Origin of the sequence: Paenibacillus sp. PAMC 26794, assembly GCF_000316035.1 — a bacterium.
GTDB lineage: Bacteria > Bacillota > Bacilli > Paenibacillales > Paenibacillaceae > Paenibacillus.
The window spans coordinates 63,288-85,622 of the sequence record NZ_ANHX01000077.1; the positions used below are offsets into that span (position 1 = coordinate 63,288).

23 protein-coding genes are annotated in these 22,335 nt (G+C 46.2%); 13 read left to right on the forward strand and 10 right to left on the reverse strand.

Annotation, left to right across the window (positions count from 1 at the left end; genetic code table 11):
* The first annotated feature begins 92 nt into the window (after positions 1 to 92).
* Positions 93 to 2,681: a DUF2339 domain-containing protein gene (locus D829_RS0124855; RefSeq protein ID WP_017691622.1), complete on the forward strand. Its 2,589-nt coding sequence runs from the start codon at positions 93 to 95 to the stop codon at positions 2,679 to 2,681.
* Between the two features lie 374 nt (positions 2,682 to 3,055).
* Here D829_RS0124855 and D829_RS33840 read toward each other — a convergent pair whose 3' ends face one another.
* Positions 3,056 to 3,211, reverse strand: a complete 156-nt coding sequence (locus D829_RS33840; RefSeq protein WP_017691624.1) for a hypothetical protein — start codon at positions 3,209 to 3,211, stop codon at positions 3,056 to 3,058.
* Between the two features lie 234 nt (positions 3,212 to 3,445).
* Here D829_RS33840 and D829_RS0124870 point away from each other — a divergent pair, with 234 nt between their 5' ends.
* Both D829_RS0124870 and D829_RS0124875 read left to right on the forward strand, forming a co-directional pair.
* Positions 3,446 to 4,117 (forward strand): FHA domain-containing protein, encoded by a 672-nt coding sequence (locus tag D829_RS0124870; protein ID WP_017691625.1) that lies wholly within the window; start codon positions 3,446 to 3,448, stop codon positions 4,115 to 4,117.
* A gap of 26 nt (positions 4,118 to 4,143) precedes the next feature.
* Positions 4,144 to 4,722 (forward strand): class I SAM-dependent methyltransferase, encoded by a 579-nt coding sequence (locus D829_RS0124875; protein WP_017691626.1) that lies wholly within the window; start codon positions 4,144 to 4,146, stop codon positions 4,720 to 4,722.
* A 148-nt stretch (positions 4,723 to 4,870) separates the two neighbouring features.
* Here D829_RS0124875 and D829_RS0124880 read toward each other — a convergent pair whose 3' ends face one another.
* Both D829_RS0124880 and D829_RS0124885 read right to left on the reverse strand, forming a co-directional pair.
* Complete coding sequence (locus tag D829_RS0124880) at positions 4,871 to 5,551, reverse strand: DUF4956 domain-containing protein (protein WP_017691627.1); 681 nt, start codon at positions 5,549 to 5,551, stop codon at positions 4,871 to 4,873.
* Positions 5,544 to 6,362, reverse strand: a complete 819-nt coding sequence (locus D829_RS0124885; RefSeq protein WP_017691628.1) for a polyphosphate polymerase domain-containing protein — start codon at positions 6,360 to 6,362, stop codon at positions 5,544 to 5,546. The genes D829_RS0124880 and D829_RS0124885 overlap by 8 nt, the downstream gene beginning before the upstream one ends.
* A gap of 260 nt (positions 6,363 to 6,622) precedes the next feature.
* On the opposite strand from D829_RS0124885, the gene D829_RS0124890 reads away from it, so the two are divergent.
* From D829_RS0124890 to D829_RS0124900, 3 genes are all read left to right on the forward strand, one after another.
* Positions 6,623 to 7,300 (forward strand): response regulator transcription factor, encoded by a 678-nt coding sequence (locus D829_RS0124890; protein WP_017691629.1) that lies wholly within the window; start codon positions 6,623 to 6,625, stop codon positions 7,298 to 7,300.
* Complete coding sequence (locus D829_RS0124895; RefSeq protein WP_017691630.1) at positions 7,300 to 8,637, forward strand: HAMP domain-containing sensor histidine kinase; 1,338 nt, start codon at positions 7,300 to 7,302, stop codon at positions 8,635 to 8,637. Before D829_RS0124890 ends, D829_RS0124895 begins: the two co-directional genes overlap by 1 nt.
* Positions 8,638 to 8,808: 171 nt before the next feature.
* Positions 8,809 to 9,063, forward strand: coding sequence for a hypothetical protein (locus D829_RS0124900; protein ID WP_036662235.1), 255 nt, complete (start codon positions 8,809 to 8,811; stop codon positions 9,061 to 9,063).
* A 451-nt stretch (positions 9,064 to 9,514) separates the two neighbouring features.
* Here the strand turns inward: D829_RS0124900 and D829_RS0124905 are convergent, their stop codons facing one another.
* Entirely contained in the window at positions 9,515 to 10,282 is a 768-nt protein-coding gene (locus D829_RS0124905) for an SDR family oxidoreductase (protein ID WP_017691632.1), read from the reverse strand.
* A gap of 195 nt (positions 10,283 to 10,477) precedes the next feature.
* On the opposite strand from D829_RS0124905, the gene D829_RS0124910 reads away from it, so the two are divergent.
* On the forward strand, positions 10,478 to 11,116 hold the full coding sequence (locus D829_RS0124910) for a TetR family transcriptional regulator (protein ID WP_017691633.1): 639 nt from the start codon (positions 10,478 to 10,480) through the stop codon (positions 11,114 to 11,116).
* A gap of 7 nt (positions 11,117 to 11,123) precedes the next feature.
* Here the strand turns inward: D829_RS0124910 and D829_RS0124915 are convergent, their stop codons facing one another.
* Positions 11,124 to 11,636, reverse strand: a complete 513-nt coding sequence (locus D829_RS0124915) for an acyl-CoA thioesterase (RefSeq protein ID WP_026081401.1) — start codon at positions 11,634 to 11,636, stop codon at positions 11,124 to 11,126.
* A 210-nt stretch (positions 11,637 to 11,846) separates the two neighbouring features.
* Complete coding sequence (locus D829_RS0124920; protein WP_017691635.1) at positions 11,847 to 12,470, reverse strand: GPR1/FUN34/YaaH family transporter; 624 nt, start codon at positions 12,468 to 12,470, stop codon at positions 11,847 to 11,849.
* 435 nt (positions 12,471 to 12,905) lie between these two features.
* Here D829_RS0124920 and D829_RS0124925 point away from each other — a divergent pair, with 435 nt between their 5' ends.
* On the forward strand, positions 12,906 to 13,082 hold the full coding sequence (locus D829_RS0124925; RefSeq protein ID WP_017691636.1) for an aspartyl-phosphate phosphatase Spo0E family protein: 177 nt from the start codon (positions 12,906 to 12,908) through the stop codon (positions 13,080 to 13,082).
* 173 nt (positions 13,083 to 13,255) lie between these two features.
* On the opposite strand, the gene D829_RS0124930 is transcribed toward D829_RS0124925, so the two are convergent.
* Positions 13,256 to 14,185, reverse strand: a complete 930-nt coding sequence (locus D829_RS0124930; protein WP_017691637.1) for a response regulator — start codon at positions 14,183 to 14,185, stop codon at positions 13,256 to 13,258.
* A gap of 288 nt (positions 14,186 to 14,473) precedes the next feature.
* Here D829_RS0124930 and D829_RS0124935 point away from each other — a divergent pair, with 288 nt between their 5' ends.
* Entirely contained in the window at positions 14,474 to 15,910 is a 1,437-nt protein-coding gene (locus tag D829_RS0124935; protein WP_017691638.1) for an alanine/glycine:cation symporter family protein, read from the forward strand.
* Positions 15,911 to 16,057: 147 nt separating this feature from the next.
* On the opposite strand, the gene D829_RS0124940 is transcribed toward D829_RS0124935, so the two are convergent.
* On the reverse strand, positions 16,058 to 16,897 hold the full coding sequence (locus D829_RS0124940) for a methyl-accepting chemotaxis protein (RefSeq protein ID WP_017691639.1): 840 nt from the start codon (positions 16,895 to 16,897) through the stop codon (positions 16,058 to 16,060).
* Positions 16,898 to 17,179: 282 nt separating this feature from the next.
* Between D829_RS0124940 and D829_RS0124945 the strand changes: the two genes are divergently transcribed.
* On the forward strand, positions 17,180 to 17,872 hold the full coding sequence (locus D829_RS0124945) for a cyclic nucleotide-binding domain-containing protein (RefSeq protein WP_017691640.1): 693 nt from the start codon (positions 17,180 to 17,182) through the stop codon (positions 17,870 to 17,872).
* Between the two features lie 135 nt (positions 17,873 to 18,007).
* Here the strand turns inward: D829_RS0124945 and pepT are convergent, their stop codons facing one another.
* Positions 18,008 to 19,246 (reverse strand): peptidase T, encoded by a 1,239-nt coding sequence (gene pepT, locus D829_RS0124950; protein ID WP_017691641.1) that lies wholly within the window; start codon positions 19,244 to 19,246, stop codon positions 18,008 to 18,010.
* 225 nt (positions 19,247 to 19,471) lie between these two features.
* Here pepT and D829_RS0124955 point away from each other — a divergent pair, with 225 nt between their 5' ends.
* Positions 19,472 to 19,663 (forward strand): 2-hydroxymuconate tautomerase family protein, encoded by a 192-nt coding sequence (locus D829_RS0124955; RefSeq protein WP_017691642.1) that lies wholly within the window; start codon positions 19,472 to 19,474, stop codon positions 19,661 to 19,663.
* A 48-nt stretch (positions 19,664 to 19,711) separates the two neighbouring features.
* Positions 19,712 to 20,746, forward strand: coding sequence for an NADH:flavin oxidoreductase/NADH oxidase (locus tag D829_RS0124960; protein WP_017691643.1), 1,035 nt, complete (start codon positions 19,712 to 19,714; stop codon positions 20,744 to 20,746).
* A gap of 102 nt (positions 20,747 to 20,848) precedes the next feature.
* Here the strand turns inward: D829_RS0124960 and D829_RS0124965 are convergent, their stop codons facing one another.
* On the reverse strand, positions 20,849 to 21,616 hold the full coding sequence (locus D829_RS0124965; RefSeq protein ID WP_017691644.1) for a class I SAM-dependent methyltransferase: 768 nt from the start codon (positions 21,614 to 21,616) through the stop codon (positions 20,849 to 20,851).
* A gap of 206 nt (positions 21,617 to 21,822) precedes the next feature.
* On the opposite strand from D829_RS0124965, the gene D829_RS0124970 reads away from it, so the two are divergent.
* Positions 21,823 to 22,272 (forward strand): SRPBCC domain-containing protein, encoded by a 450-nt coding sequence (locus D829_RS0124970; RefSeq protein ID WP_017691645.1) that lies wholly within the window; start codon positions 21,823 to 21,825, stop codon positions 22,270 to 22,272.
* Positions 22,273 to 22,335: the final 63 nt, after the last annotated feature.

Here is a 22,335-nt window from a genome sequence, read left to right on the forward strand (position 1 = left end):
GTTTTTTATTTTTGTTGCTTGGGCTGTAGTGAATGGCATACATATAGTAAAATATAGGGAAAAGATTAAACATCAACCAACGGAGGAAGCTCATGAAGGAGTTTAAGGATCGGCTTCAACAGGTTCAGGAGCAGCAGAAGCAGCTGGCGAAGGAGTATCACGCCTTGCTCCAGGAATACCAGTCCGATGACCTGATCGTTCAGAATGAACAGTTACAGGAACAGTATGAAGTCCACAAACTCAAGCTGCGCCAGCTTGAACTTCGTTCGCGCAAGATGGAAGAAGAGAATGCACGTCTTCGCATGGCGTTATCTGAACAGATGCTGGATGAGAAGCTGAATCTGATCCGGGTATCCCGGGAGAAGATGGAGACCTATTTTCAAGGGAAAACAGCGTTACATAATGATCGAATTGCATTCCATGAACATCGAACCAAATCCAATCTGAACGCGCTGTACAACCAGGCAGCACAGGAGTTGCAAGAGGATTCCCACGAGGTGAAGGAGAGGATTGCTTACCTTGCGGCAGAGGTGAATGAGCGCATTGAATCGCATAAGCGGGCCGTACGGGAGCGAGAAGAGACTCTACGTGGGCACATGGAGCGTGGATATGAGCAGATGGCGGAGGAGGGATTGAGCGAAGAGACCATTCAACGCCGGATCAAGCAGAATCGCATGGAGATGAAGATTGGACTGAGCTGGATCAACAAAGTAGCCATCCTGCTCCTCATTCTGGGGGTTGGAGCAGCGTTCCAATACTCGTACTCAACTTGGTTTAATGACGAGATGAAGAGCGGAGCCTTTTTCCTGCTTGGTGCTCTGATGCTCGCTGGTGGAGAGTTGCTGTTCCGGCGCAAAAAGCAGACGTTTGCAATGGGGCTACTCGGCGGTGGGATATCCGTGTTGTTCGGGTCCGTCTTCTATAGTTACTTTTTACTGCATATTATCGGGTTATATACGGGACTTGCCCTGTCTGTATTGGTATCGGCAATCTCCGTATTGTTGTCCTTGAGATACCAGTCGAAGACCATCTGTTCACTGGGTCTGGTAGGCGGATATCTTCCGTTATTCTCCTACATGTTCTCGTTCGGACTTGAAGGCCCTGCTGTCTATGTAGCCATGATCTACCTACTGCTCTTAAACGGCATTATTGTATTCATATCATTTGGCAAACGGTGGCCGGTGGTGCACTATATCAGTTTCTTGTTCAACACACCGTCTATGCTCATACTATTATGGCTGTCGCCAAGTGAGAAGATTGGCATGTTGTATTCCATTGTGACGTTTGCATTATATCTGGGCATTACACTGGCATATCCGTTCAAACATCGGATGAAGTTAACCTGGTGGGATTTCGCTCTGCTCGCCATGAATACGAGCATTAGTTGCCTGATGTTATACGTGTTATTTGATGTGGCGGGTTGGAATGATGCTCAGGGTTTGCTGGCGTTAATCTTCTGCGTGGTATATCTGGGCCTCGCACGATTCGTCCAGCGCCATATGGCTCAGGAGAAACAGACCATTCTGCTCTTTTATGTCACTTCCCTGACGTTTGCCATTCTGATTATTCCGTTCCAATTCGGGGCCAAGTGGTTATCGATGGGTTGGTTAATCGAAGGGGTTCTGCTGGTTACGCTTGGACATCTGAAACGGCTCAAATCGGTGGAACGTGCCGGATGGGGCATCGTTCTTCTATGTCTAATCACTTTTGTGTACTACGATCTGCTGGCGCTATTCTTCATCGGGGAACGTTCTTACTTTATGTTAAAATACACCAGCATCACGCTGGGGACCCTGCTGATTACACTGTATTATGCCTGGGCAGTTCACGGCAACTCATCTTCCAGAGAGAGATTCAAATACAGCCCGCTGGAGCTTGGCTTCCTGAACGGATTCAAGTATGTGACACTTGCTAATCTGTGGTTATACGTACTGTATGAGTCGAATGAATTGTATACCAGAGCTGTCGATGAGACGTTCCTGTTATACATGTTCTACAAGTTACTCATGTTCGCAGCGCTCACCATTGCGTTGGCCTATGGACTGAACAAAGTGAAGCTGCTGCGCGACCGATACGTGCAGGTGTATACCACCTTCCTGCATGCTATTGGCTGCTGTATTGCATTGGCCGTAACCTTAACCATGCCAGCGCTTCAGCCGGAAGTTCAGCAGCATACAGCGGCGGAGATTGTTGGTTTGCTGGTGCTAATTATCTTTAACGTAGGGGTATTCTTTGCAGGAAGGGATCTGCTAATTGCAGGCATCCGCGGGCAGTTCAAGAGCATTGAATGGTACCCGGTTATCGCAGGAGTATATCTGCTGGGCGTCATCACCGTCTTCCTGACGATCCAGTTCCATTGGGGTGATGTGGGGCTGATGTTCAGCCTGATCTATCTGCTGCTCGCGATTCTCTATATTGCCTATGGATTCCGTAGAAAATATGTCATGATTCGGCGTCTTGGCCTTGGCCTAACGTTGTTCGCTACGGGGAAAATGGTGTTCTACGATGTGGGGATGCTCACCTCGGGCAGCAAAATCTTTGCCTATTTCAGCTTCGGCGTACTATTGCTGGGGATCTCTTACCTGTATCAGAAGGTGTCCAGCCGGATGGAGGAAATACAGTCCAGAGAGACAGTGAAACCTGACGACGAGCAGACTGTGCCGGAGGAAGACCAAGATTGATTTGGGTTTTGAACGACTGTAGTGACCTTTGCGATCATATGGGGAGGGATTCGTAAGATGGGATTCGACCTGAAAATTATGCTTTGGCAACTGTTATGGATTGCTGGCCCTGTAGCTCTTGTCGTGTATGGCTGGAGGAAATTTGGCGCGAGAAAGAAGCGGCAATGACGTGAGTGCGGATGGTGGGAATATCCGCTGTCCACTTCACTTCGCTTTGGGAAATAAGTCGTGTAATATAGATTCTTTGTATTAAAATGAGGCTCCGGGCTGCTGTTACCAGCAATCTGGGGCCTTATTGAGGTGAGTCTATGGCTTAGCCTAATATGACATTCGTGAAACGTTTTGCGCGGAGATCACGTTATAATAGAGTAGACTTAGGGCTGAATCTTCATTTGTAACCATGAGGTTTCCGCAGCCGATGTGCCTTTCAGTGATTCTCCGCCATCATCGTTCATACGGGAGAGCACGGTTAATGTCATGGACAAGGCGAAGGCGAGCAGCACGTATATGAAAATGTTTTTTTTGTTCATCAGAAGGTACCTCTCTTGTTGAATGAGCTAAAGTAGACATCCGGCCGTCATGAGAAAAAAAGCACAACGTCTGGTATAGTAGAGTGAGTAGAACCGAACATAAATCGTTCCTGTATACAACTATATTGAACTATAGCGGTGCAAACAATGGAACAAATCTGATGATCTTATCATTATTGTTGAAGATATGTTTATAGAGATCGAGTGAGTGATCATTGAAGGTGGGAGAATAACATGCGGGAGACGGCAAAAATCGTCATTCGTACGCCAGGACAGGAAAGTGACGGCTCATTCGCTTATGTGAGTCAGGGTCGCTCCATTACGGTGGGACGTTACACAGGTGGCAGTGAATTGGACTTGTCTGTCTATAATCAGATGATATCGAAGCGGCATTGCCGCATTCATTATGATGTACAGCAACAGCTATGGATCGAGGATCTGGATAGCAAAAATGGAACCGAACTGAACGGGCAGCGCCTCGTTCCCTATAAGAAATATCCGTTTGGCGAGGGAGACAGCCTGACGTTGGTCAATGGCCTGATCCAGCTTCGCACAGAAGGCGATCTTGGAGAGACGAGGGAGTATCGTTTGTCGGATCTGCTGGGTGAGGGCGTACGTTTACAGGATCACCTGCAAACCGTACAGATCGGTGAAGTGGAAATTCCGCTGTCGAAGAAGGAATATCAGCTGTTCAAGCTGCTGTATAGTCAACTGGACCACTTTGTGACAAGGGACCAAATTGTGGCTCAGGTGTGGCCGGAGCGTAGTATGCTGGAGAGTGAAGCGGTGGGGATCGACGAGATTAACTCGCTGATTTATCGGACGAATCGCAAGCTGGGTGTACATTTTACCATCAAGTCCGTTTATAAAAAAGGTGTATATATGAAGTCTCATGTGCCGGAATGAATGAGTGTTAACAAAGGGATGAGTTCATGTTCATCATTTACCTGATTCCATGGCTGATTGTCGTGGTGACATTGATATGTGTCATATCCATCGTACTTGTCAGTTGGAAAAACGGGATTTCCCCGATGCCCACATCCAGTCGTGTCAGACAGGTGGTTATACAGGAGGTAAACCGCATTCCAGGGTACGGGGATGTGCTCGAAGCCGGCTCCGGATGGGGCACATTGGGACTGGATGTTGTAAGACACTGCCCTGGCAAAAGGCTGACCGGGATTGAGAATTCTATCATTCCCTTATGGTCTTCCCAACTGATTGCCTATCTCAGTGTTCGCTTACGTCGAGCCAAGGGAAACAAGTACTCTCTCAAGGGCAGGCTGCGCTTCATGCGCGGAGACATCTACACCCGTTCCTATGAACATGCGGATTGTGTGATCTGTTATCTGTTTCCGGGTGCTATGACTAAGCTTCTGGACAAGTTCAGTCGAGAGCTTCCGCCGGGTGCCAAGGTGATTAGTGTCTGTTTTGCCCTCCCGGGCAAGGAACCGCTACGCACAATAACATGTCGAGATGCCCTGCGTACCAAGGTGTATGTATATACGTTTTGATTAGTAAGAAATGATGAAATAAAACAAGGGATGTCCTCTGTCATATTCATGACTTATGAGACATCCCCTTGTTTTATAATCACCTATTTATGTTGACCGTCAGTGATGATTTCTTTTTTTGTAGTGTATGAGTCCCTTTAAATTAAAATTAATAATCCGTCGTAGGACTCATGGTTAACGAGATATCCAAGTTGCCGTTCCGTGTACGGATGGCATCAAGGAATTCTTTTTGGCTTATACTTTCGTGAATAGTCACATTGTAGACCAGCTCGTACAGACTGCCGAGTTCGGTCGTTCTGATTTTTTTCAGGTCAAACGGTACATTGAATTTATGGAAAACTTCGTTCAGAGCTTCTTCGTAGCTCAGGTTTTCTGGAATGGTAACTTTCAATGTTTTTTGCTGGCTTTTCTTGCCTCCAAAGTTGAAGCGACTCAGGACAAACATAAGAACACACAGGATAATCGTAAACAGAACCGCATATCCGAAGGCACCTACACCACAGGCAAGGCCGGAAGCCATGGTGAACAGGACGTAAGCGATATCCTTCGGATCGCCAGGCGCGCTTCGGAAGCGAATGATGGAGAAGGCGCCGGCAAGGCTGAATGCCCGGGCAATGTTGCTGCCGATGAGCAGGATGATGATGGCGACAATGACAGGCAGAACGACCATCGTTAACGTAAAGCTCTGGGAGTATGTGCTTTGATTAGTCTTCATGTAAGTCAGACTGATGATCAGCCCCAGAATAATTGCAAGACCAATGGTGATGACTGCGTTGTTAAACGTCAGATTGGTATCGGTCAAATTTGCGTTGAAAATGGAATCAAGCATATATTACACTCTCTCTTTCTCTAATTAATTGTTCTTGTTCTATGGATGGGTTGAAGTCTGTACCTGGCACCAGCGGACGCTCCGTTTGGTAGTTCAGGTTAGTTGTTCTCACCAGACGTCTGTATTCGTTGCCGTATTTGGAAAATCCGGTGCGGTAGAGACCGTGTTCCGAAAGCAATTGTGACAGCCACATCGGAACGGTTTTCTCAGCTTTGACTTCCATTAGCCAGCGTCCGTCGTTTACCAACGGCTCACCGTAATCGCCTTGCTCCAACTTTAGATCGTACCTGCGACTGCGGATATTGGTATCAAAGGTGATGCGAAGATCACGGCTGGTTTTGTCAAAAAGCGCTTTGCGCTCGTAAGCCAGATACACCTTAGGTTCCAGATCGTACAAGCGAAGGAAATACTTGATCTCTTCCAAGACCTGCTCATTCATGTAATCGGCCAAATCCGGTGCCTGTCCGGTATGAACGAATTCATAGGCTTCATCCAGCTTCAGGGCTGTTCTGCGTTTATTGACCAGACCGAACACTTTCTTTTTGATCTCCAGATATACCTTGGCATTCTCTTCAGGTACTCCGTATGCCCGCAATCTCAGCTTTTCCTTATATTTGGGTTTGGAGAGACTGGCACGGATCAGGGAATCCTGCGGTGTATCAAAGTACAAGTTGCTGATGGAGTAAAACTCATGTTTCTTGTTATAGGCATCCAGTTCCATATACTTCAACAAGTCCGCGTAAAAGTTCTCGTATTGAGCATCCGTCAAAAGGTACTTGCTTTCATATCGGTTGAATACTTCAATTGCCATTTGTGATTCATTCCTTTCGTCTTTAGGTTGAATTTGGTGTATGTTTTGCTTCATCGTGTATTGCTTCCATGTCTGTATCTTAGAGCTTCAACCTTGAATGAATCTTAAATAATTTTACATTCCGCTAATCTTTTTTTACATTCCGTTAACAGTTCTCTAAAAATAATGAATTAAGATTGTTTCAAGGTTACGTTGATATAATCGTTGGTATAATAGATACAAGATATCGACACCAATTCATGCAGAGGAATGAAGAACGGATGAGAATATTAATTGCGGAAGATGAGGTTCATTTGGCAGAGGCTGTATCGCAGATTTTGAAAAAAAACAACTACTCCGTGGACATGGTCCACGACGGCAGATCAGGATTCGATTATGCGCAGAGCGGTATCTACGACCTGTTACTGCTCGACATCATGATGCCGGAGATGGACGGGATTACCGTCCTGAAGAAACTCCGTAGTGAAGGCAATCATACCCCTGTCATTCTGCTTACAGCCAAAGGTGAACTATCGGACAAAGTCACAGGACTCGATTATGGTGCCGATGATTATATCGCCAAGCCCTTTGCCACAGAGGAATTGCTGGCGCGGATTCGTGCAGCCTTAAGGCGGAAGGGCGAAGTGGTTCCCGAGGACGGACTGAAATTCGGTGACATTGAGCTGAACACAACGCAGTTGAAGCTGAGCGTTCAGGGGAAGGAGATCAAGCTGAATCTGAAGGAGAATGAGCTGCTGGAGCTGTTGATTGCCCGCAAACAGGCGATTACCTCCAAAGAGCAGATTATTGAGAAGTTATGGGGATTTGATTCGGAAGTGGAGTATAACAATGTGGAGGTGTACATCTCGTTTTTACGCAAAAAATTAACCTTCCTGAACTCTGCCGTCCGTATTAACACGATTCGGGGTGTCGGGTATGTACTTGAGGTGACGTCCTGATGTTCAAGAAACTCCGAAATCGATTCCTGATCGTGAATCTGGTCTCCATATCCATTTTGATGCTGGTGGCATTTGTTACGATCTATACGATTACGTATCAGAATGTGCAACGTGAGACAAATATGGAGTTGTACAAGATGTCTGATTTCTACCACGGTCCTTATAATTCATCCAAGATGCAGCGTGGGGAAGATGGGAGGACGGGGACGGACTCTGGTACAGGTTCAAATTCAGGTTCGTTGCTCTCCGATGCCATGGGTGGTGATAATGGAAGACCGTGGGGTGATCCCAACTCACCTCCGGCACGTTCCGTTTCGTTCATGATCAAGACGGATGACCAGTGGAAGGTTACGGATACGCATTCTCAATTTGATATGGAAGATACGTTTTATACGGAGGCGCTGCAAAAGGTTGACCAGAATAAAGTTAGTGATTCGGAACGGCATACTGGACAATTTGCACTGGATGGAACGGACTGGGCCTATGTGGTTGATTCGAGTGGTACCGGGCATATGATCGTATTCATTGATGTGACGGCGCAACAAGGTATTCTTACGAATCTGATCTATACATTTGTTGTTGTTGGATTAATCATGTTGATTGTGATCTACTTCCTGAGCCGTTATTTTGCGAATCGCTCCATTGCGCCAGTCAGGGAAGCGTTTGAGAAGCAAAAACAATTCATCGGTGATGCTTCACATGAGCTGAAGACACCTCTGGCGATCATCAGTACCAATACCGACGTACTGCTTGCGAATCAGGAGGATACGATAGCGAACCAGGCGAAGTGGCTGCACTATATCAAGTCGGAAACCGAGCGCATGACCGGACTTACGAATGATCTGCTCTATTTGACACAGATGGACGACTCGCGCTCCACAATGATTCATGCGAAGTTTAATATGAGCGATGCTGTAGAGAGTATTATTTTACCAATGGAGGCCGTTATTTTTGAGAAAAACATCTCCCTTGATTACAACATTGAGCCGAATCTTACGGTTCATGGGAACAGTGAGCAGATTAAACAGGTCATTCTGATCCTGCTCGATAATGCTGTGAAGTATTCCGGTCCCAAAGGGTCGGTGAACGTCACCCTCCAGAAACAGAATAATGATGTCATGCTGGCTGTGTCCAACACAGGTGACGGCATTGCACCGGAACATCTGGATCGGATCTTCGATCGATTCTATCGTACGGATTCTTCCAGAGCCCGCAAACATGGTGGACATGGCCTGGGTCTGGCGATTGCTCGTTCCATTGTGGATCAGCACAAAGGAGAGTTGTACGCCCGAAGTGTGGTGGGAGAGGGTGCTACATTTTACGTGCAGTTGTCGTAGGGGCAGAGTGATGAGCCGGCTCCACACTAACCTTCGCTACCGCTCTATAATCGTTCGTCAGGCATAAGTTCTGCCTGTAATGGGTTAACCTATGCTACAATGGCAACAGTATGTATGAATCAAGGAGATGAACTGAACGTGGCAGAAGCAAACGCAATTAATGAACAAGAAATGATGCAATATATTGCAGATAAAACGAAGGCAAGCCAGGCGAACATCGCTCTTGTATTGAAGCATGAGCAGGCGTACATCAACAAGGCGCACGAAAATACCAAAGGTAACGATGTGGATATTGATGGCGATGATCTGGCTGACTACATCCTTAGTCGTAAAGATGTGAAGCTGGACGAATTGACCGTGGAAGGCATTCTGGATGCTGAAATGGACTATCTGATGGACAAGGGTCACGCGGGGTACGTCGATTAAGTTAAGTGTAGGCAAAATCTAACGAACCTGACACGCCTTATACGGGTATTTCTCGCTCGATTGGGAATGTAACGAATCTCTGACACGTTATTCTCTGGATTTTAGGACTTTTTGGTGCAATTGCAGCATTTCTGTGAAGTTAGCGTGTCTGAGATTCCTTAGTTCGGGAAATAAGCGCTTTTAGCCGATATAAGGTGCCCTAGATTCGTTAGAGTAATCACAAGTTGCAACGAGGCGTTAAATGGCTGTTTCAAAAGTGAAATCTCACAGATGCAGCCTAATGCATGGCAAGTGTTGTACTGTCAAAAAGACCTCAACTCCACAATACTGTGGTGTTGAGGTCTTTTTTAGATTGTAGCGACCAGGCATTCCTTCGGGAACACCTGTCGGTATAACTTTTCTAAGGATGGAATTGAAGTTCTATCGGAACCATCCTACAGTGTACAGCTTCTTATTGACCCATCATGCCGCCGTCTACGGTGTAGAGAGAAGCTGTTACATAGGATGCTTCTTCGGACAACAGGAAGTTCATCACCGCAGCAACTTCTTCCGGTTCGCCATAACGGCCCATTGGAATGCTGGACACCGTTGCTGATTGATAATCTTCCACGTTACCGGAATTGGCTTCAATCTGGCGCATCATGCGTGTGTTGATTGTACCTGGCAATACAGCATTAACCCGAATATTATAAGGTGCAAGTTCATTTGCAGCGGTACGCGTGAGGCCAACCACGGCATGTTTGGACATAATATATGGAGATACAGCAGGTGCACCCATCAGACCCGCGAGAGAAGAGGTATTTAGAATCGCACCGGATTTTTGTTTTTTCATTACTGGAATGACATTTTGCAGACCCAGGAATACCCCACGAATGTTGACGTTATATACAGTGTCGAGTGCTTCAACACTCAGGTCTTCGATCAGTCCTGTTGGACCTTCAATCCCGGCGTTGTTGGCAAAATAATCGATTCGGCCAAACGCATCCAGTGCTTTTTGCACATAGTTTTTCACGTCTGCTTCTTGGGATACGTTCGCTTTTACGGCGATTACGTGCTCTTTGTCGAGGTTCAGATCGGTAATTGTCTGCTGGATAGCTTCTTCATTCAGGTCCACCAGAACCAAGTTGATTTTGCGCTCAGCGAGGCGGCGTGCCAATTCTTTACCAATGCCTCCGGCTGCTCCTGTAATAACGGCTGTATGTGTATAGGATGTACTCATGATATATCCGCTCCTTATTCATTACTGGCAGGTGTTCTTCAAAAAAAGTTTCAACCTGTCGTCTATCGTTCCTTTCTCAATGTTAAGATATACATAGCCGTGTGACAATAATCATTGACAGCGCATATGTCAGCTATCGGACAGAGATGTAAGCGGTGTTCATTTATATTACAATAATGAACAAAGGAGGCGAAAATGTTGATCATCGAACATCCTCAGGACCGGAGAGCACGAAGAACGCAGGATGCGATCATCGCTGCGGCGGTTTCTTTGATATTGGAGAAAGGAGCAGACGCTTTAACCATTCGGGACATCACGGAGCGGGCGGATTACAACCGGGGAACCTTCTATTTACATTTTCCCGGCAAACCGGAGTTATTACAGTTCATTCTGGATGATTTCATGCAGGGAGTGGGGCGAGCTTATGCAGAACCATACGCACAGCTCAAAGAAGTGGACATGACTGCATTGCTGCCATCCACGATGCCTGTATTTGAATATATTGAGGCCCATCAGGATATTTTCCGTGCATTAATAACGATGCATTCAGATATGGGTTCCCGACTATGCAATATGTTTAGAACGTACTTAACCGAAGATTTTGTATTAGTGACCGAAGATAGCGAGCAAACCATTAATTATGACATCATGTTAAGTTATCTGGTATCTGCTACGGTGGGCGTGATTATGCACTGGGCGGAGATTGGATTCAAGTATTCTGCGCATTATATGGGAGAGCAGCTTACGGCACTGATTAACATCAAACCGACCCGTCTGCTGATTGAACCAGGGCAGAAGGGTCGGACTATTCACGAGCGTATGCTGTTGGATTAACATGTTTTTATTCCCAAGGATAAGTAACGGTCAGGAAGTCAGCGAATTTTTTGCTTTCTTCCCGTCGTTGTTTCCGCATGGCCGCCCGATCCGGAGCGGTCTCGTATAGTTTCTTCTCTTCTTCCGTCTCGGGGATGATACGAGGTACAATCAGTTTCCGATTATTTTCGTCCAAGGCCACAAAGGTCAGAAATGCAGTCGCTGCAATTTTCTTCTCTCCGGTCTTCAGATCCTCTCGAATCACCTTCACAAAAATCTCCATGGAACTTCGTCCTGTCCAGGACGCGAACGATTCAAGCGTAACCGAATCCGTTGGATTAATCGGGTACAGGAAATCGACAGAGTCGGTTGAAGCCGTTACGGTATTGACCCGGCATAGCTTGGAAGCGGCGATGGATGCAATATCATCAATGTAGGACATCAGCTTGCCGCCGAATAGCGTATTATGATTGTTGACATCGGTTGGGAACACCCGTGCCGTCTTGAAACAACGTGTTTCGCGCACATATTTTTTCTCCACCTGATCCATCTCCGTAGGTTTCGGTATCTCTCTCATGCTTTTTCCTCCTGACAGTATGGCTGCTGTGACATTTCGTTTCAGGTGTTGCAGGGTCTATTTCTGATCTATTATCCCTAGTATAGGTGTCGGTCTGATACATATTCAAATGAAGTTGGACTGCAAAAAAACCGCCAGGCGCGGACCGGCGCGCTGGCGGTTTGCTGCTGTATATTAAGCCTTGGGCTTGAAAATGCCGGACGGTTTGCCGATCGGCAAGAACGTATAGCCGAAGTGAGCGTTCAGTACCGAAGCACCTGTACCATACAGGGACACAATTCCGATCGCCAGTTCAGCGTATGCTGCAATGGTGTGGAAAATGTGAGGAGCTACGCCGAAAGCGTCAAAGGTCAAGCCAAGGAACAGGAAGTCAATCAGAATGAAGATGATAAGCAATACTTTATTCGCTTCAATAGCACCGATCGTCATGAACAGGGTGAATACAAGGTATCCGGCAAAAGCAAATCCGAGCTGCTTGCCATCGGCCTGTTCAGCGAGAGTGGAGCCAAATACGCCCATTTTGATCATCCAGTTGGCAGCCATGGCAAACCAGAAGAATGCGTACGCGCCAAAAGCCGTTGTGCCAAAGGTGTTGTTACGTTTGGAATCTTGAATACATGCGAATAGCTGGGCAAAAGCACCCAAAAAGATCGCCCAAGGAATAGCGTAGCTAAGTCCTTCTGTAATGCCAAGCTTTTGGGAAGAAGCGACCAGGGTTACGATAGCCAACCCAAATAATCCCATTGCGCTGGGATCGGCGTTAACAATTTTGACTTTAGTCTGTGAATCGGTCTGCATGGTGATGATAAGCCTCCAATAATATCAAATCAGGATCAATGGCCGTCGTTGGCCGTCCTCTAAATTACATCATTTGTATCCGCCGGGTCCGGACACACACATCGCCCTATTGTACCTGAATGACCCCATTATGGAAAGGGATTTTATTACCTTTTGAACCAATAGACTTTTTGTTTTTTCAATATACACATTTACGACACAATCCATTCTGGCCGTGAATGATGAGGCCAGACGCTAGAATAAAGCCCTCGATAATACCACTAAAATTGCGTCATATCAGCCATTTTCGGATAAGCTCTTGTGTGATAAAATAATCTTTATCAAAATTTGGAGAAGAATACAAAACATCCTTGTCTCCTATGCCATATGTTAATCCAACTATAGATTGACAGGAAAAACTAAAATGGTTCACAGAATAAGGAGGTATCAGGGGTCATGGTTATGAGTTTGGATTTGAAAAATAAAATAGAGAAGGCCAGACATAACCTTCATATGCTGGTAGAGCATAACAAGGGTGGTCTTGGGCATCCCGATGTAATTCGGCAGTCTATGGCATTGGACGAATTGATTAATGAGTATAACCGAATTAGCCGAAACCATTCACGGGCTTGAACCCAAAGCGATTTTAATTTTATACACGGAACAAATCACATAGATTGTAACGCTTGATCGTACAGACGGGCATGAATATAGCCGGTATGGACAGCCTCAGTTGAAGAGGAGGTATCCTACCGGCGTAGTATTCATGCCCGTTTGTTTTTGCAACGTATCCATCATGTATCTGCTTAATGCAGCAATCGTTTGGCTTCCAAATATAACACCTGTACGAACTTTTTCGTATTAATGCGTGTCTGGGACAGGGAAGGCTCCACATTGTTTTGCAGCTCCAGCATTTTCTTGCGAATTTCGGTAAAATCGAAAAATTTGGATGCGTAGTTCTCGAACTTGGGATGTGTATAATCCGTTAACCCCAGTGAAACCACATGGCTCAGTGTCTGGAAGATGGCTCTGCGAACCCGTTGTTCCGATGCCTTGATCTCCTTATTAACCTCCGCGAGCGAGGCGTTCTCTCCCAGCTTGCGTACCGCTACGTTCTGAAAGATGTCTTTGAGGGATGGGAACGTATAGGGGGACAGCTTATGCTCATCTGTCTCTACCTGCTCCAGATATTCCAGCATGTCCAGCAGATCCCTGCTGCCCGCTTCGCCGATCATGCCCATCTCGGACAGCAGGAAATGTCCTGCTGTAGTAATCGTTTTGTCCGGAACCGGAGCCGCAGTGCGCTCGTTAGGATGCAAACCGGACAATCCCTGCAATGTCCGCTGAATATCTGCGATGGATTGCTGCATCCGAAGCCTCTCGCTCACCAGCCGCAGAACAGATAGAATCTCCAACCGGTTAATCGGCTTCGTAATATAATATTCAATGCCTAGTGAATAGGCCTCTCCGATCATATTTTTCGACTCGATCTGAGAGATCATGACGATCTTGCCCTCGAACCTTCCTTCAAGCGCCCGCACAGTCTGAATCCCGTCTCGTTGGGGCATCAGCAGATCAATCAGCAGTACATCCACCTTATGCAGCTCTAACAGTTCTGCGTGAATATGTGCTCCGTCCTCAGCTTCCCCGGCAATATCGCCAAGGCCTTCATCCTCAATAATATCCATCAACATGGAACGAACGCCAGGATCATCATCCACGATAAAATAACGCATGTCAGTCATTCCCTTTCTCTGCGAATGGTGAACTCTCGTTCCAGTGTAATCGTTCCTTTCCTTCTTGTATAGAACCTGACATGTCAGGTTAAATGACAATGATTGGGCGATCAAAGCCCATTTTTAAAATAAATGTAGGAATTGCATGTAGGTATTTGTCGGTTTCCGTAGATGCCCTTGTAGTATAAGTAACATCCCGAAGTCTCGGGCTAGTGTTGTGCAGAATGGTACAAACTTTTCACGTGACCATCTCTGTACTTGAAATACACCATAAAAAGGGGCATACCGATGGAGCAAACAATACAAGATATTGTCGGCATTTTCAATGATTTTCTATGGTCCAAAGTGTTAATTATACTATTGGTAGTATGTGGTATATACTTCACCACCAAGACCCGATTCATGCAATTCCGCATGATTGGAGATATGGTGAAGGTGCTTCTAGAGCCAAAAAGCAAGGAACCAGACAAAATTTCACCTTTTCAGGCGTTCTGTATTAGTATGGCGGCCCGTGTAGGTACAGGGAATATTACCGGTATTGCACTGGCTATCGCACTGGGTGGACCTGGGGCTATATTCTGGATGTGGATCATTGCAATTATCGGGTCAGCCTCCAGTTTTGTGGAGAGTACGTTGGCTCAGATCTATAAAGTGAAGGATAAGGGCGGATTCCGTGGGGGTCCGGCGTATTATATGGAACGTGGGTTGGGCAAACGCTGGATGGGGATTTTATTTGCCATTCTCATTACATTGTCATTCGGTTTAGTCTTTAATGCGGTGCAGTCCAATACGATTACCGTTGCATTTGAGAATTCATTCGGCACGGATCGGTTAACGGTGGGTATCATTATGGCTGTGATATTTGCAGGAATTATCATGGGCGGTGTCAAACGGATTGCAAAAGCATCGGAATACATCGTTGTTGTACTTGCCGTATTGTACATTGGAGTAGCGGCTTTTGTGGTGCTGGCGAACATAACCCAGCTTCCGGCCATGATTGCGTTGATCGTCAAAAATGCCTTCGGCATCGAACAGGTGGCTGGCGGAACGTTAGGTGCTGCACTGATGAACGGTGTGAAACGCGGATTGTTCTCCAATGAGGCGGGAATGGGTAGCGCCCCGAATGCTGCTGCAACGGCGGATGCAACACATCCGGTGAAACAGGGACTTATTCAGGCATTTGGCGTGCTGACAGATACGTTAGTGATATGTACAAGCACAGCCATGATTATTTTGCTATCCGGGGTGTACAAAGGTTCCGATCTGGGTGGCATTGAATTAACTCAGGCTGCATTAAGTGTACATATGGGTTCATGGGCATCGGGATTCTTGGCGGTTATGGTGTTCCTGTTTGCCTTCAGTACACTAATCGGAAATTATTACTATGGAGAAACCAACATTGAGTTTATCAAATCGAGCAAAGTTTGGCTGTGGGTATACCGCATTTGCGTTATTGCGATGGTGGTGTTTGGTGCGGTAGCCAAAGTGCAGCTGGTATGGGATTTGGCTGACCTGTTCATGGGGCTCATGGTGGTGGTGAACCTGATTGCAATTCTGATGCTGTCCAAGGTGACTTTCGAAGCGTTGAAGGACTACAAAAAACAAAAGGCTGAAGGACGTGATCCCGTCTTTACCCGGGACCGGATTCATATTCCAGGTGAAGTGGAATGCTGGCAGTCGGAAGAAGAAGTTATTGGAGATAAATCAATTCATGTAGCCAATTAAGATTTCATCTGAACGTAGTTGGTTATATAAAATGTGCACAACAAACAACAGGACTTGGATTATCCATCATGGGCAACCCGAGTCCTGTTTGTTGCATATAAAATGTATCTTTGCACTAGACAGAGTTGATCAAAAGATATATTTTGATTACTTTTTAACCGAATAACTGATCAGTTGTTCGGATAGAGTTTTCATTCGTTCCCCTGTTTCATTAAGCTGCTCAATCACATCCGTAAAGGATGCTACAAGTGTTGCTTGTTCCTGTGAAGAGGCTGCAATCTGGGAGACTTCAACTTCCATCTGTTTGATGACCTGTTGTACATCTCTCAGACTGGTATCGATATCACTTGTAGCTTGTTTGGCATCCACAGAGAGTTTGCGTACTTCGGAAGCAACCACGCCGAAGCCAGCACCAGCTTCACCAACGCGAGCGGCTTCAATAGCGGCATTCAGGCCAAGCAAGTTGGTTTGCTCAGAGATTTCACGAATGAACCCGGCTACTTTGTTGATTTGGGAAGAATTCTGAACAGCAAGTCGTGTGTTCTGCAAGATCTGTTCACTGGTTGCTTGCAATTCTTCGGCATGAGCGGCGACATGCTGTACCATATCAACGAGGTTACCATTGATGGTTTGATTTTCTTGTATAATATCTTCAAGTTGGTTCTGATTGGATTGGTCGTATGATACACAGAAAACAGCAACAACTTTCTGGTGATCATCAAAGATCGGAATGTTCAAAATATCCAGTTCGATACCATAAACTTCCTTGGAGAGAGTAGAGAGAGTAGCTTCTCTTCCATTTTTTAAGATGGCAAAGTTTTGATACGATTCCAAGAGTGTCATTCCTTTTTCAAAACCAAGATCAAATTTATCTGTCATAATGACCTCTAATACTTTTTCGTGATCATAAAGAGTTAAACTAGCTGGTTCTCTGAGGATCAGGCTGATATAAGGCATTACTTTAAGCAGGGCATCTACAACGTTCATGGAAGAGGACCATCCTTTCAATATTTGAATGTAATATATTATCGATCTATGGAATGCTCTATCTTTCATCGGACAGGAAGGGCTTTTCGTGAACGGCATTTTGCATGAAAGAATGAACATTTTATGATTAAATTTTTAAATATTTACCATGTGAACTGATTTACTGGATATAAGTGTTAGTTGTAACTATTTTTATATCAAGATATTTGTACGAGTGTATATCAATTATGGGACATATGTCCTTTTGCATACGTTATATACGACAACGGAGGGGAAGTAGGAATGAAGGAAATTATGGACTTTGGACTTGTGCGGCAACTCGCCCGTGAGAATGGGCTCGATCAGGTGCTGGACGAGTCTGCACTCGCTGAGTTGCGACTACTTGAGGCTGCAAAGGGCGAGATGATATGTGCCAAAGGTGAACTACCCGAGCGATTATATTTTCTCGTGCAGGGCAAGCTCAAGATCTATACCACCCTGCCTAACGGCAAGTCTCTGTTGCTTCGTTTCAGTACACCACTCGCGCTTGTGGGAGATTTGGAACTGGTAAATGGCAAGGGGGCTATGAATACGGTAGAGTCGGTGAGCAAAAGCCTGCTGCTGGGTATCAGCTATCGCGCTCTCCAGAATACGTATGCAGAGAACCCTAAGTTTCTCCACTTTATGCTGAGTCAAGTTACGCACAAATTGTATACCTTCTCCAACCTGTCGAGTCTGAATATGTTATATCCGGTCGAGAGCCGATTTGCCAGCTATCTGTTGTCCACAATGGGCCAGGACGAGTCTTCTTCGGAAGAGATCCAGACCTCCAAGCTCACCGAACTGGCGGATATGCTGGGCACCAGCTATAGACATCTTAATAGAGTTGTTCAAGATCTGTGTAATCGAGATATTATTCGCAAAGTGCAGCGGAAGCTAGTGATCTGTGATCTGGAACAGTTGCGTGTCATCGCAGGAGGCAATATATATGAGTGATGGTATTTTAAAAGTAAGACCAAGCCTGCATATCTAAGCGACATGACGCGACAGAATAAAATCAATACGGCACAACAAAGAGCACCCTCCCGAATATACCAAGGGGTGCTCTCTGTGCACTGCACTTCAAGTGAATTAGATATCTCCGCGTTGTTCGAACAATTGAGCGATCTCTACAATGACACGGGTGGCCTTCACCATATTGTCTACCGATACATATTCGAATTTGCCATGGTAGTTCTCACCACCAGTGAAGATATTTGGTGTTGGCATGCCCATATAGGATAGTTGGGAACCATCTGTTCCTCCCCGGATGGGACGAATAACAGGTTCGATATCCAGTCGAGTCATGGCTTCATGAGCAATGTCGACGATCTGGCGTACGGGTTCGATTTTCTCGCGCATGTTATAGTACTGGTCATTCAATTCAACCGTGATGCTTTTCTCCCCATACTTGGTCTTCAGTTCGTTTGCGATATGGAGCAGAATTGTTTTGCGCTCTTCAAACTTCTCCCTGTCGAAATCACGGATGATGTAGCTCATCTTTGTCAGCTCAACGTCACCCTCCAGAGACAACAGATGATAGAAACCATCATAACCGTCCGTGAATTCAGGAGCTTCCTCCACAGGCAGACGTCGGTTCAATTCCATCGCAATTTTCAGAGAGTTCACCATCTTATCCTTCGCTGTTCCGGGATGCACATTGGTGCCTCGTACTGTAATTTTGGCGGCAGCTGCGTTAAAGCTCTCGTATTCCAGCTCGCCAAGTGGTCCGCCATCAACTGTGTAAGCATATTTGGCTCCAAAAGCAGCTACGTCAAACTTGTGTGGTCCACGGCCAATCTCTTCATCCGGGGTAAAAGCAACCCGAATCTTACCGTGTTTCACTTCCGGGTGCTCAATCAGATAGGCCATCGCCGTCATGATCTCAGCAATGCCTGCCTTATTGTCTGCACCAAGCAATGTTGTACCGTCGGTTGTGATCAGCGTGTGGCCCTTATACTCGTGCAGTTCTGGGAAATCTTTGTTGGACAGTACTACATCCAGTTCCGAGTTCAGCACAATATCAGCACCGTCATAGTTATCAATAACCTGTGGTTTTACATTTTTTCCAGTAAAGTCGGTGGCTGTATCGAGGTGAGCCAGGAAACCAATTACGGGAACATCCTTGTCGGTATTGGATGGCAGTGTAGCCATGACATAACCGTTCTCATCCATCGTTACATCTTGCAGACCAATGGAGGTGCATTCTTCAACGAGCAGTTTGCCCAAGGCCAGTTGGCCGGGTGTTGAAGGGCATGTCTCGCTATTTTCATCGGATTGGGTATCCATCTGAACATAAGTACTCAATCTTTGAATTAATATATCTTTCAACGGTAATCGCTCCTTAGCTTGGATTTATTTCTTTATGGGTATAGTATTTCCTGTGGTTCTCTATGGTTATCATATCATGTTTTGCAGTCATTTCCAGAATGGAGCAGAACCGAAATGTGGGGATGACTAAGTACCAAAAAGGGTACCAAGGCACAAAAATGTACGTACTTGTGTTTCTATACGTCAGGTTCATAATAAATGATGAAGAAAGGATGTGTTCAAGACATGCCATTTATCACGGTTAAGGTACTGGAAGGCAAGTCGGTTGAGCAGAAACGTCAGTTGATTGAACGTATGACTCAGGTGGCTTGTGAGACACTGGATGTTGATCCGAGCAAAGTCTTTATCTTCATTGAGGATTTGGAGAAGGACAATTACGGCAAGAATGGAAAACTGTTTTCGGACTTAGACAAATAAGTAAGGCTTCATATATATCATGATCATGGAACAGGAGATGTAACATCAATGACTGAACAATTATTTTCCCCTTATCAATTCAAGAGTCTGCAATTAAATAACCGTGTCGTCATGGCACCGATGTGCCAATATTCTGTCACTGCGAAGGACGGCATTCCGAACGATTGGCATCAGGTTCACTATGTGAGCCGTGCGGTTGGAGGAACAGGACTGATTGTAATTGAGATGACCGATGTAGATCCGGATGGACGTATTACCGACAATGACTTGGGGATATGGTCAGATGAGCATGTGCCCGCCTTCACCAAACTTGTAGATGGAATCCATGCCTACGGCTCCAAAGTAGCTATTCAGATCGCACATGCAGGACGAAAAGCAGAGGATGCTCCGCAGCCGGTTGCCCCATCGGTAGTTACATTCCCGGGAGAAAAGTACAAGGAACCACGCGCGTTAAGTACGGAAGAGGTAGAAGCCATGGTGCAGAAGTTCGCAGACGGTGTTCGCCGCGCAGTACAGGCTGGAGTGGATACCATTGAGCTGCATGGCGCACATGGATATCTGATCCACCAGTTCCATTCCCCGCTGATGAACCATCGTGAGGATGTATATGGGCAGGATCTGTCCCGTTTTGGCGTTGAAGTCATTCGTGCAGTGAAAAAAGAAATGCCAGCAGATATGCCGCTGATTTTGCGGATTTCGGCTGTAGAATACGCGGATGGTGGATACGACATCGACCACACCATCAATATCGCTCGTGCCTACCAAGATGCAGGCGTGGACATGTTCCATATCAGTTCAGGTGGCGAAGGTCCTTCCGGACAGCGGAAACCGGGGAACTATCCGGGGTATCAGGTACCATTTGCCCGTCGTTTCCGTGAAGAACTGAACGTTCCTGTAATCGCAGTAGGTATGCTGGAGGATGCAGCGTTGGCTCAAGCGGTTATTGGCAACGGCGATGCGGATCTGGTCGCGGTTGGTAGAGGCATGCTGCGTGACCCGTACTGGGCGAACCATGCCGCTCTGGAACTGGGTGTCAGCAAGGATCAAGCTGCCATTGCGGAGCAATATTCTCGTGGATATTAATTTTCTCTAAATTATATATAGTAAAAAAAGGCCACAGCATGGTTAAACCTCATGCTGTGGCCTTATCTTTGATGAGAAGCATGTAGACTAAATTACTGATGACTACGCTCTTCGAGTCGCTTCATAGACGAATTTTTGATTCGACTGCGTGGGTGGCTGATCCGGGTTAAAGTCGGCGTACACTTTAATGTCAGAGAAACCAATGTGTTCGAGAATTAGGCGTAACTCTTCTATGCCGTACCAACGTAGGGTGAGTTGTTGCAGCTCCGTAGCAACAAGAGCACCCTGATGCCATTGTTCGTAGCGAATCAGACTCACTTTATATTGGTGTAGAAGGTTCACTTCAATGGTTTTCACTTCTACTGTAATCGTATCACCATCGGGTAATGAAACGGTTGATGTTTCTACCGAAGAGGGCTGGGTCACATCGGGCAGAAACAGATCAAACACGAGCCTGCCGCCAGGTTCTAAATGCTGAAAGAGACTACGCAATGCGTTAATCGACGCCTGTCTGTCTTGGATGAGGAGCAGAGAACCTCCGGGAATGATAATTGCCTCGTATCGATATGGAAGGTCAAGCTTCTCCAGATCGGCAATGAACAGCTCAGGTATGGGCAATGCCCGCTCCATACAACGAGAACGGCAAGAGTCAATCATATCTGTTGAGTAATCAAGGCCATCTACTTTTAGCCCAGCTTCAAGCAACGGAACGAGCACTCGGCCAGAACCAGACATGGCTTCCAGGATACGTCCTTTGCAGTACTGAAGATAATGGCGATAGAATTCAATATCTCCTCCCAAGGAGTGTCCCACAGGTTTCGTTAGATCATAAACGGCGGTGCATAATGGACCGTAATAACTGAATGACATAGTATAGGTGTCCCCCACATTCTAATGTATTAAAATGAAAACGTGGAAGGGAAGTGAGCAGGATTATCCCCTCCGGCAACGGTTGGAATTGGATTTTTCAGAGCAGACTATCATAGGAATCACGCACCTTATATGTAATATGTTCCAATTATAGGGTGTGGATAAAGCGGAGGTCAACTTCTATTCGGGTAGTTATACGAAATGAAATGGATAAGGAGGTGATTCGAATAGATTCATCATCAAGTTCATCAAGTGCACTGCCAGATATCCGACAGGAACTTATGCTCCATGCACCTGTAGAGAAAGTGTGGGAGATGGTCTCGACCGAGCAGGGACTGAAAACCTGGTTCATGCCAGGCCATCTGGAACCCGTGGAAGGTCACGAGTTTATATTGGAAGCAGGCCCCTTCGGCCAATCACCATGTCAGGTGACGGAAGTTCTTCCGCTGCACAAGCTTTCATTTCGCTGGGGTAAGGACTGGACGTTGATGTTCCAACTGAATGAACAGCCCGAAGGTACGGATTTCACACTGATTCACAGCGGTTGGGATGCGGATAAACTGACCGAGTTTGGACAGGCTCACGCTATCGTACGCGAACGTATGGAACAGGGATGGGCCGGAATCGTTCAGAAGCTTGCCCAAGTTGTTAAATAAATCTTCATTCAATCAACCCCAGGCCATTTCGCCCGTTCATTCCGGTGAAATTCGGCTTGGGGT

What these genes read in the sequence shown, in the direction of transcription:
- D829_RS0124855 (WP_017691622.1), top strand. Translation starts at nt 93, where the DNA reads ATGAAGGAGTTTAAGGATCGGCTTCAACAGGTTCAGGAGCAGCAGAAG.
- D829_RS33840 (WP_017691624.1), bottom strand. Translation starts at nt 3,211, where the DNA reads ATGAACAAAAAAAACATTTTCATATACGTGCTGCTCGCCTTCGCCTTG.
- D829_RS0124870 (WP_017691625.1), top strand. Translation starts at nt 3,446, where the DNA reads ATGCGGGAGACGGCAAAAATCGTCATTCGTACGCCAGGACAGGAAAGT.
- D829_RS0124875 (WP_017691626.1), top strand. Translation starts at nt 4,144, where the DNA reads ATGTTCATCATTTACCTGATTCCATGGCTGATTGTCGTGGTGACATTG.
- D829_RS0124880 (WP_017691627.1), bottom strand. Translation starts at nt 5,551, where the DNA reads ATGCTTGATTCCATTTTCAACGCAAATTTGACCGATACCAATCTGACG.
- D829_RS0124885 (WP_017691628.1), bottom strand. Translation starts at nt 6,362, where the DNA reads ATGGCAATTGAAGTATTCAACCGATATGAAAGCAAGTACCTTTTGACG.
- D829_RS0124890 (WP_017691629.1), top strand. Translation starts at nt 6,623, where the DNA reads ATGAGAATATTAATTGCGGAAGATGAGGTTCATTTGGCAGAGGCTGTA.
- D829_RS0124895 (WP_017691630.1), top strand. Translation starts at nt 7,300, where the DNA reads ATGTTCAAGAAACTCCGAAATCGATTCCTGATCGTGAATCTGGTCTCC.
- D829_RS0124900 (WP_036662235.1), top strand. Translation starts at nt 8,809, where the DNA reads ATGATGCAATATATTGCAGATAAAACGAAGGCAAGCCAGGCGAACATC.
- D829_RS0124905 (WP_017691632.1), bottom strand. Translation starts at nt 10,282, where the DNA reads ATGAGTACATCCTATACACATACAGCCGTTATTACAGGAGCAGCCGGA.
- D829_RS0124910 (WP_017691633.1), top strand. Translation starts at nt 10,478, where the DNA reads ATGTTGATCATCGAACATCCTCAGGACCGGAGAGCACGAAGAACGCAG.
- D829_RS0124920 (WP_017691635.1), bottom strand. Translation starts at nt 12,470, where the DNA reads ATGCAGACCGATTCACAGACTAAAGTCAAAATTGTTAACGCCGATCCC.
- D829_RS0124925 (WP_017691636.1), top strand. Translation starts at nt 12,906, where the DNA reads ATGGTTATGAGTTTGGATTTGAAAAATAAAATAGAGAAGGCCAGACAT.
- D829_RS0124930 (WP_017691637.1), bottom strand. Translation starts at nt 14,185, where the DNA reads ATGCGTTATTTTATCGTGGATGATGATCCTGGCGTTCGTTCCATGTTG.
- D829_RS0124935 (WP_017691638.1), top strand. Translation starts at nt 14,474, where the DNA reads ATGGAGCAAACAATACAAGATATTGTCGGCATTTTCAATGATTTTCTA.
- D829_RS0124940 (WP_017691639.1), bottom strand. Translation starts at nt 16,897, where the DNA reads ATGAACGTTGTAGATGCCCTGCTTAAAGTAATGCCTTATATCAGCCTG.
- D829_RS0124945 (WP_017691640.1), top strand. Translation starts at nt 17,180, where the DNA reads ATGAAGGAAATTATGGACTTTGGACTTGTGCGGCAACTCGCCCGTGAG.
- D829_RS0124955 (WP_017691642.1), top strand. Translation starts at nt 19,472, where the DNA reads ATGCCATTTATCACGGTTAAGGTACTGGAAGGCAAGTCGGTTGAGCAG.
- D829_RS0124960 (WP_017691643.1), top strand. Translation starts at nt 19,712, where the DNA reads ATGACTGAACAATTATTTTCCCCTTATCAATTCAAGAGTCTGCAATTA.
- D829_RS0124965 (WP_017691644.1), bottom strand. Translation starts at nt 21,616, where the DNA reads ATGTCATTCAGTTATTACGGTCCATTATGCACCGCCGTTTATGATCTA.
- D829_RS0124970 (WP_017691645.1), top strand. Translation starts at nt 21,823, where the DNA reads ATGGATAAGGAGGTGATTCGAATAGATTCATCATCAAGTTCATCAAGT.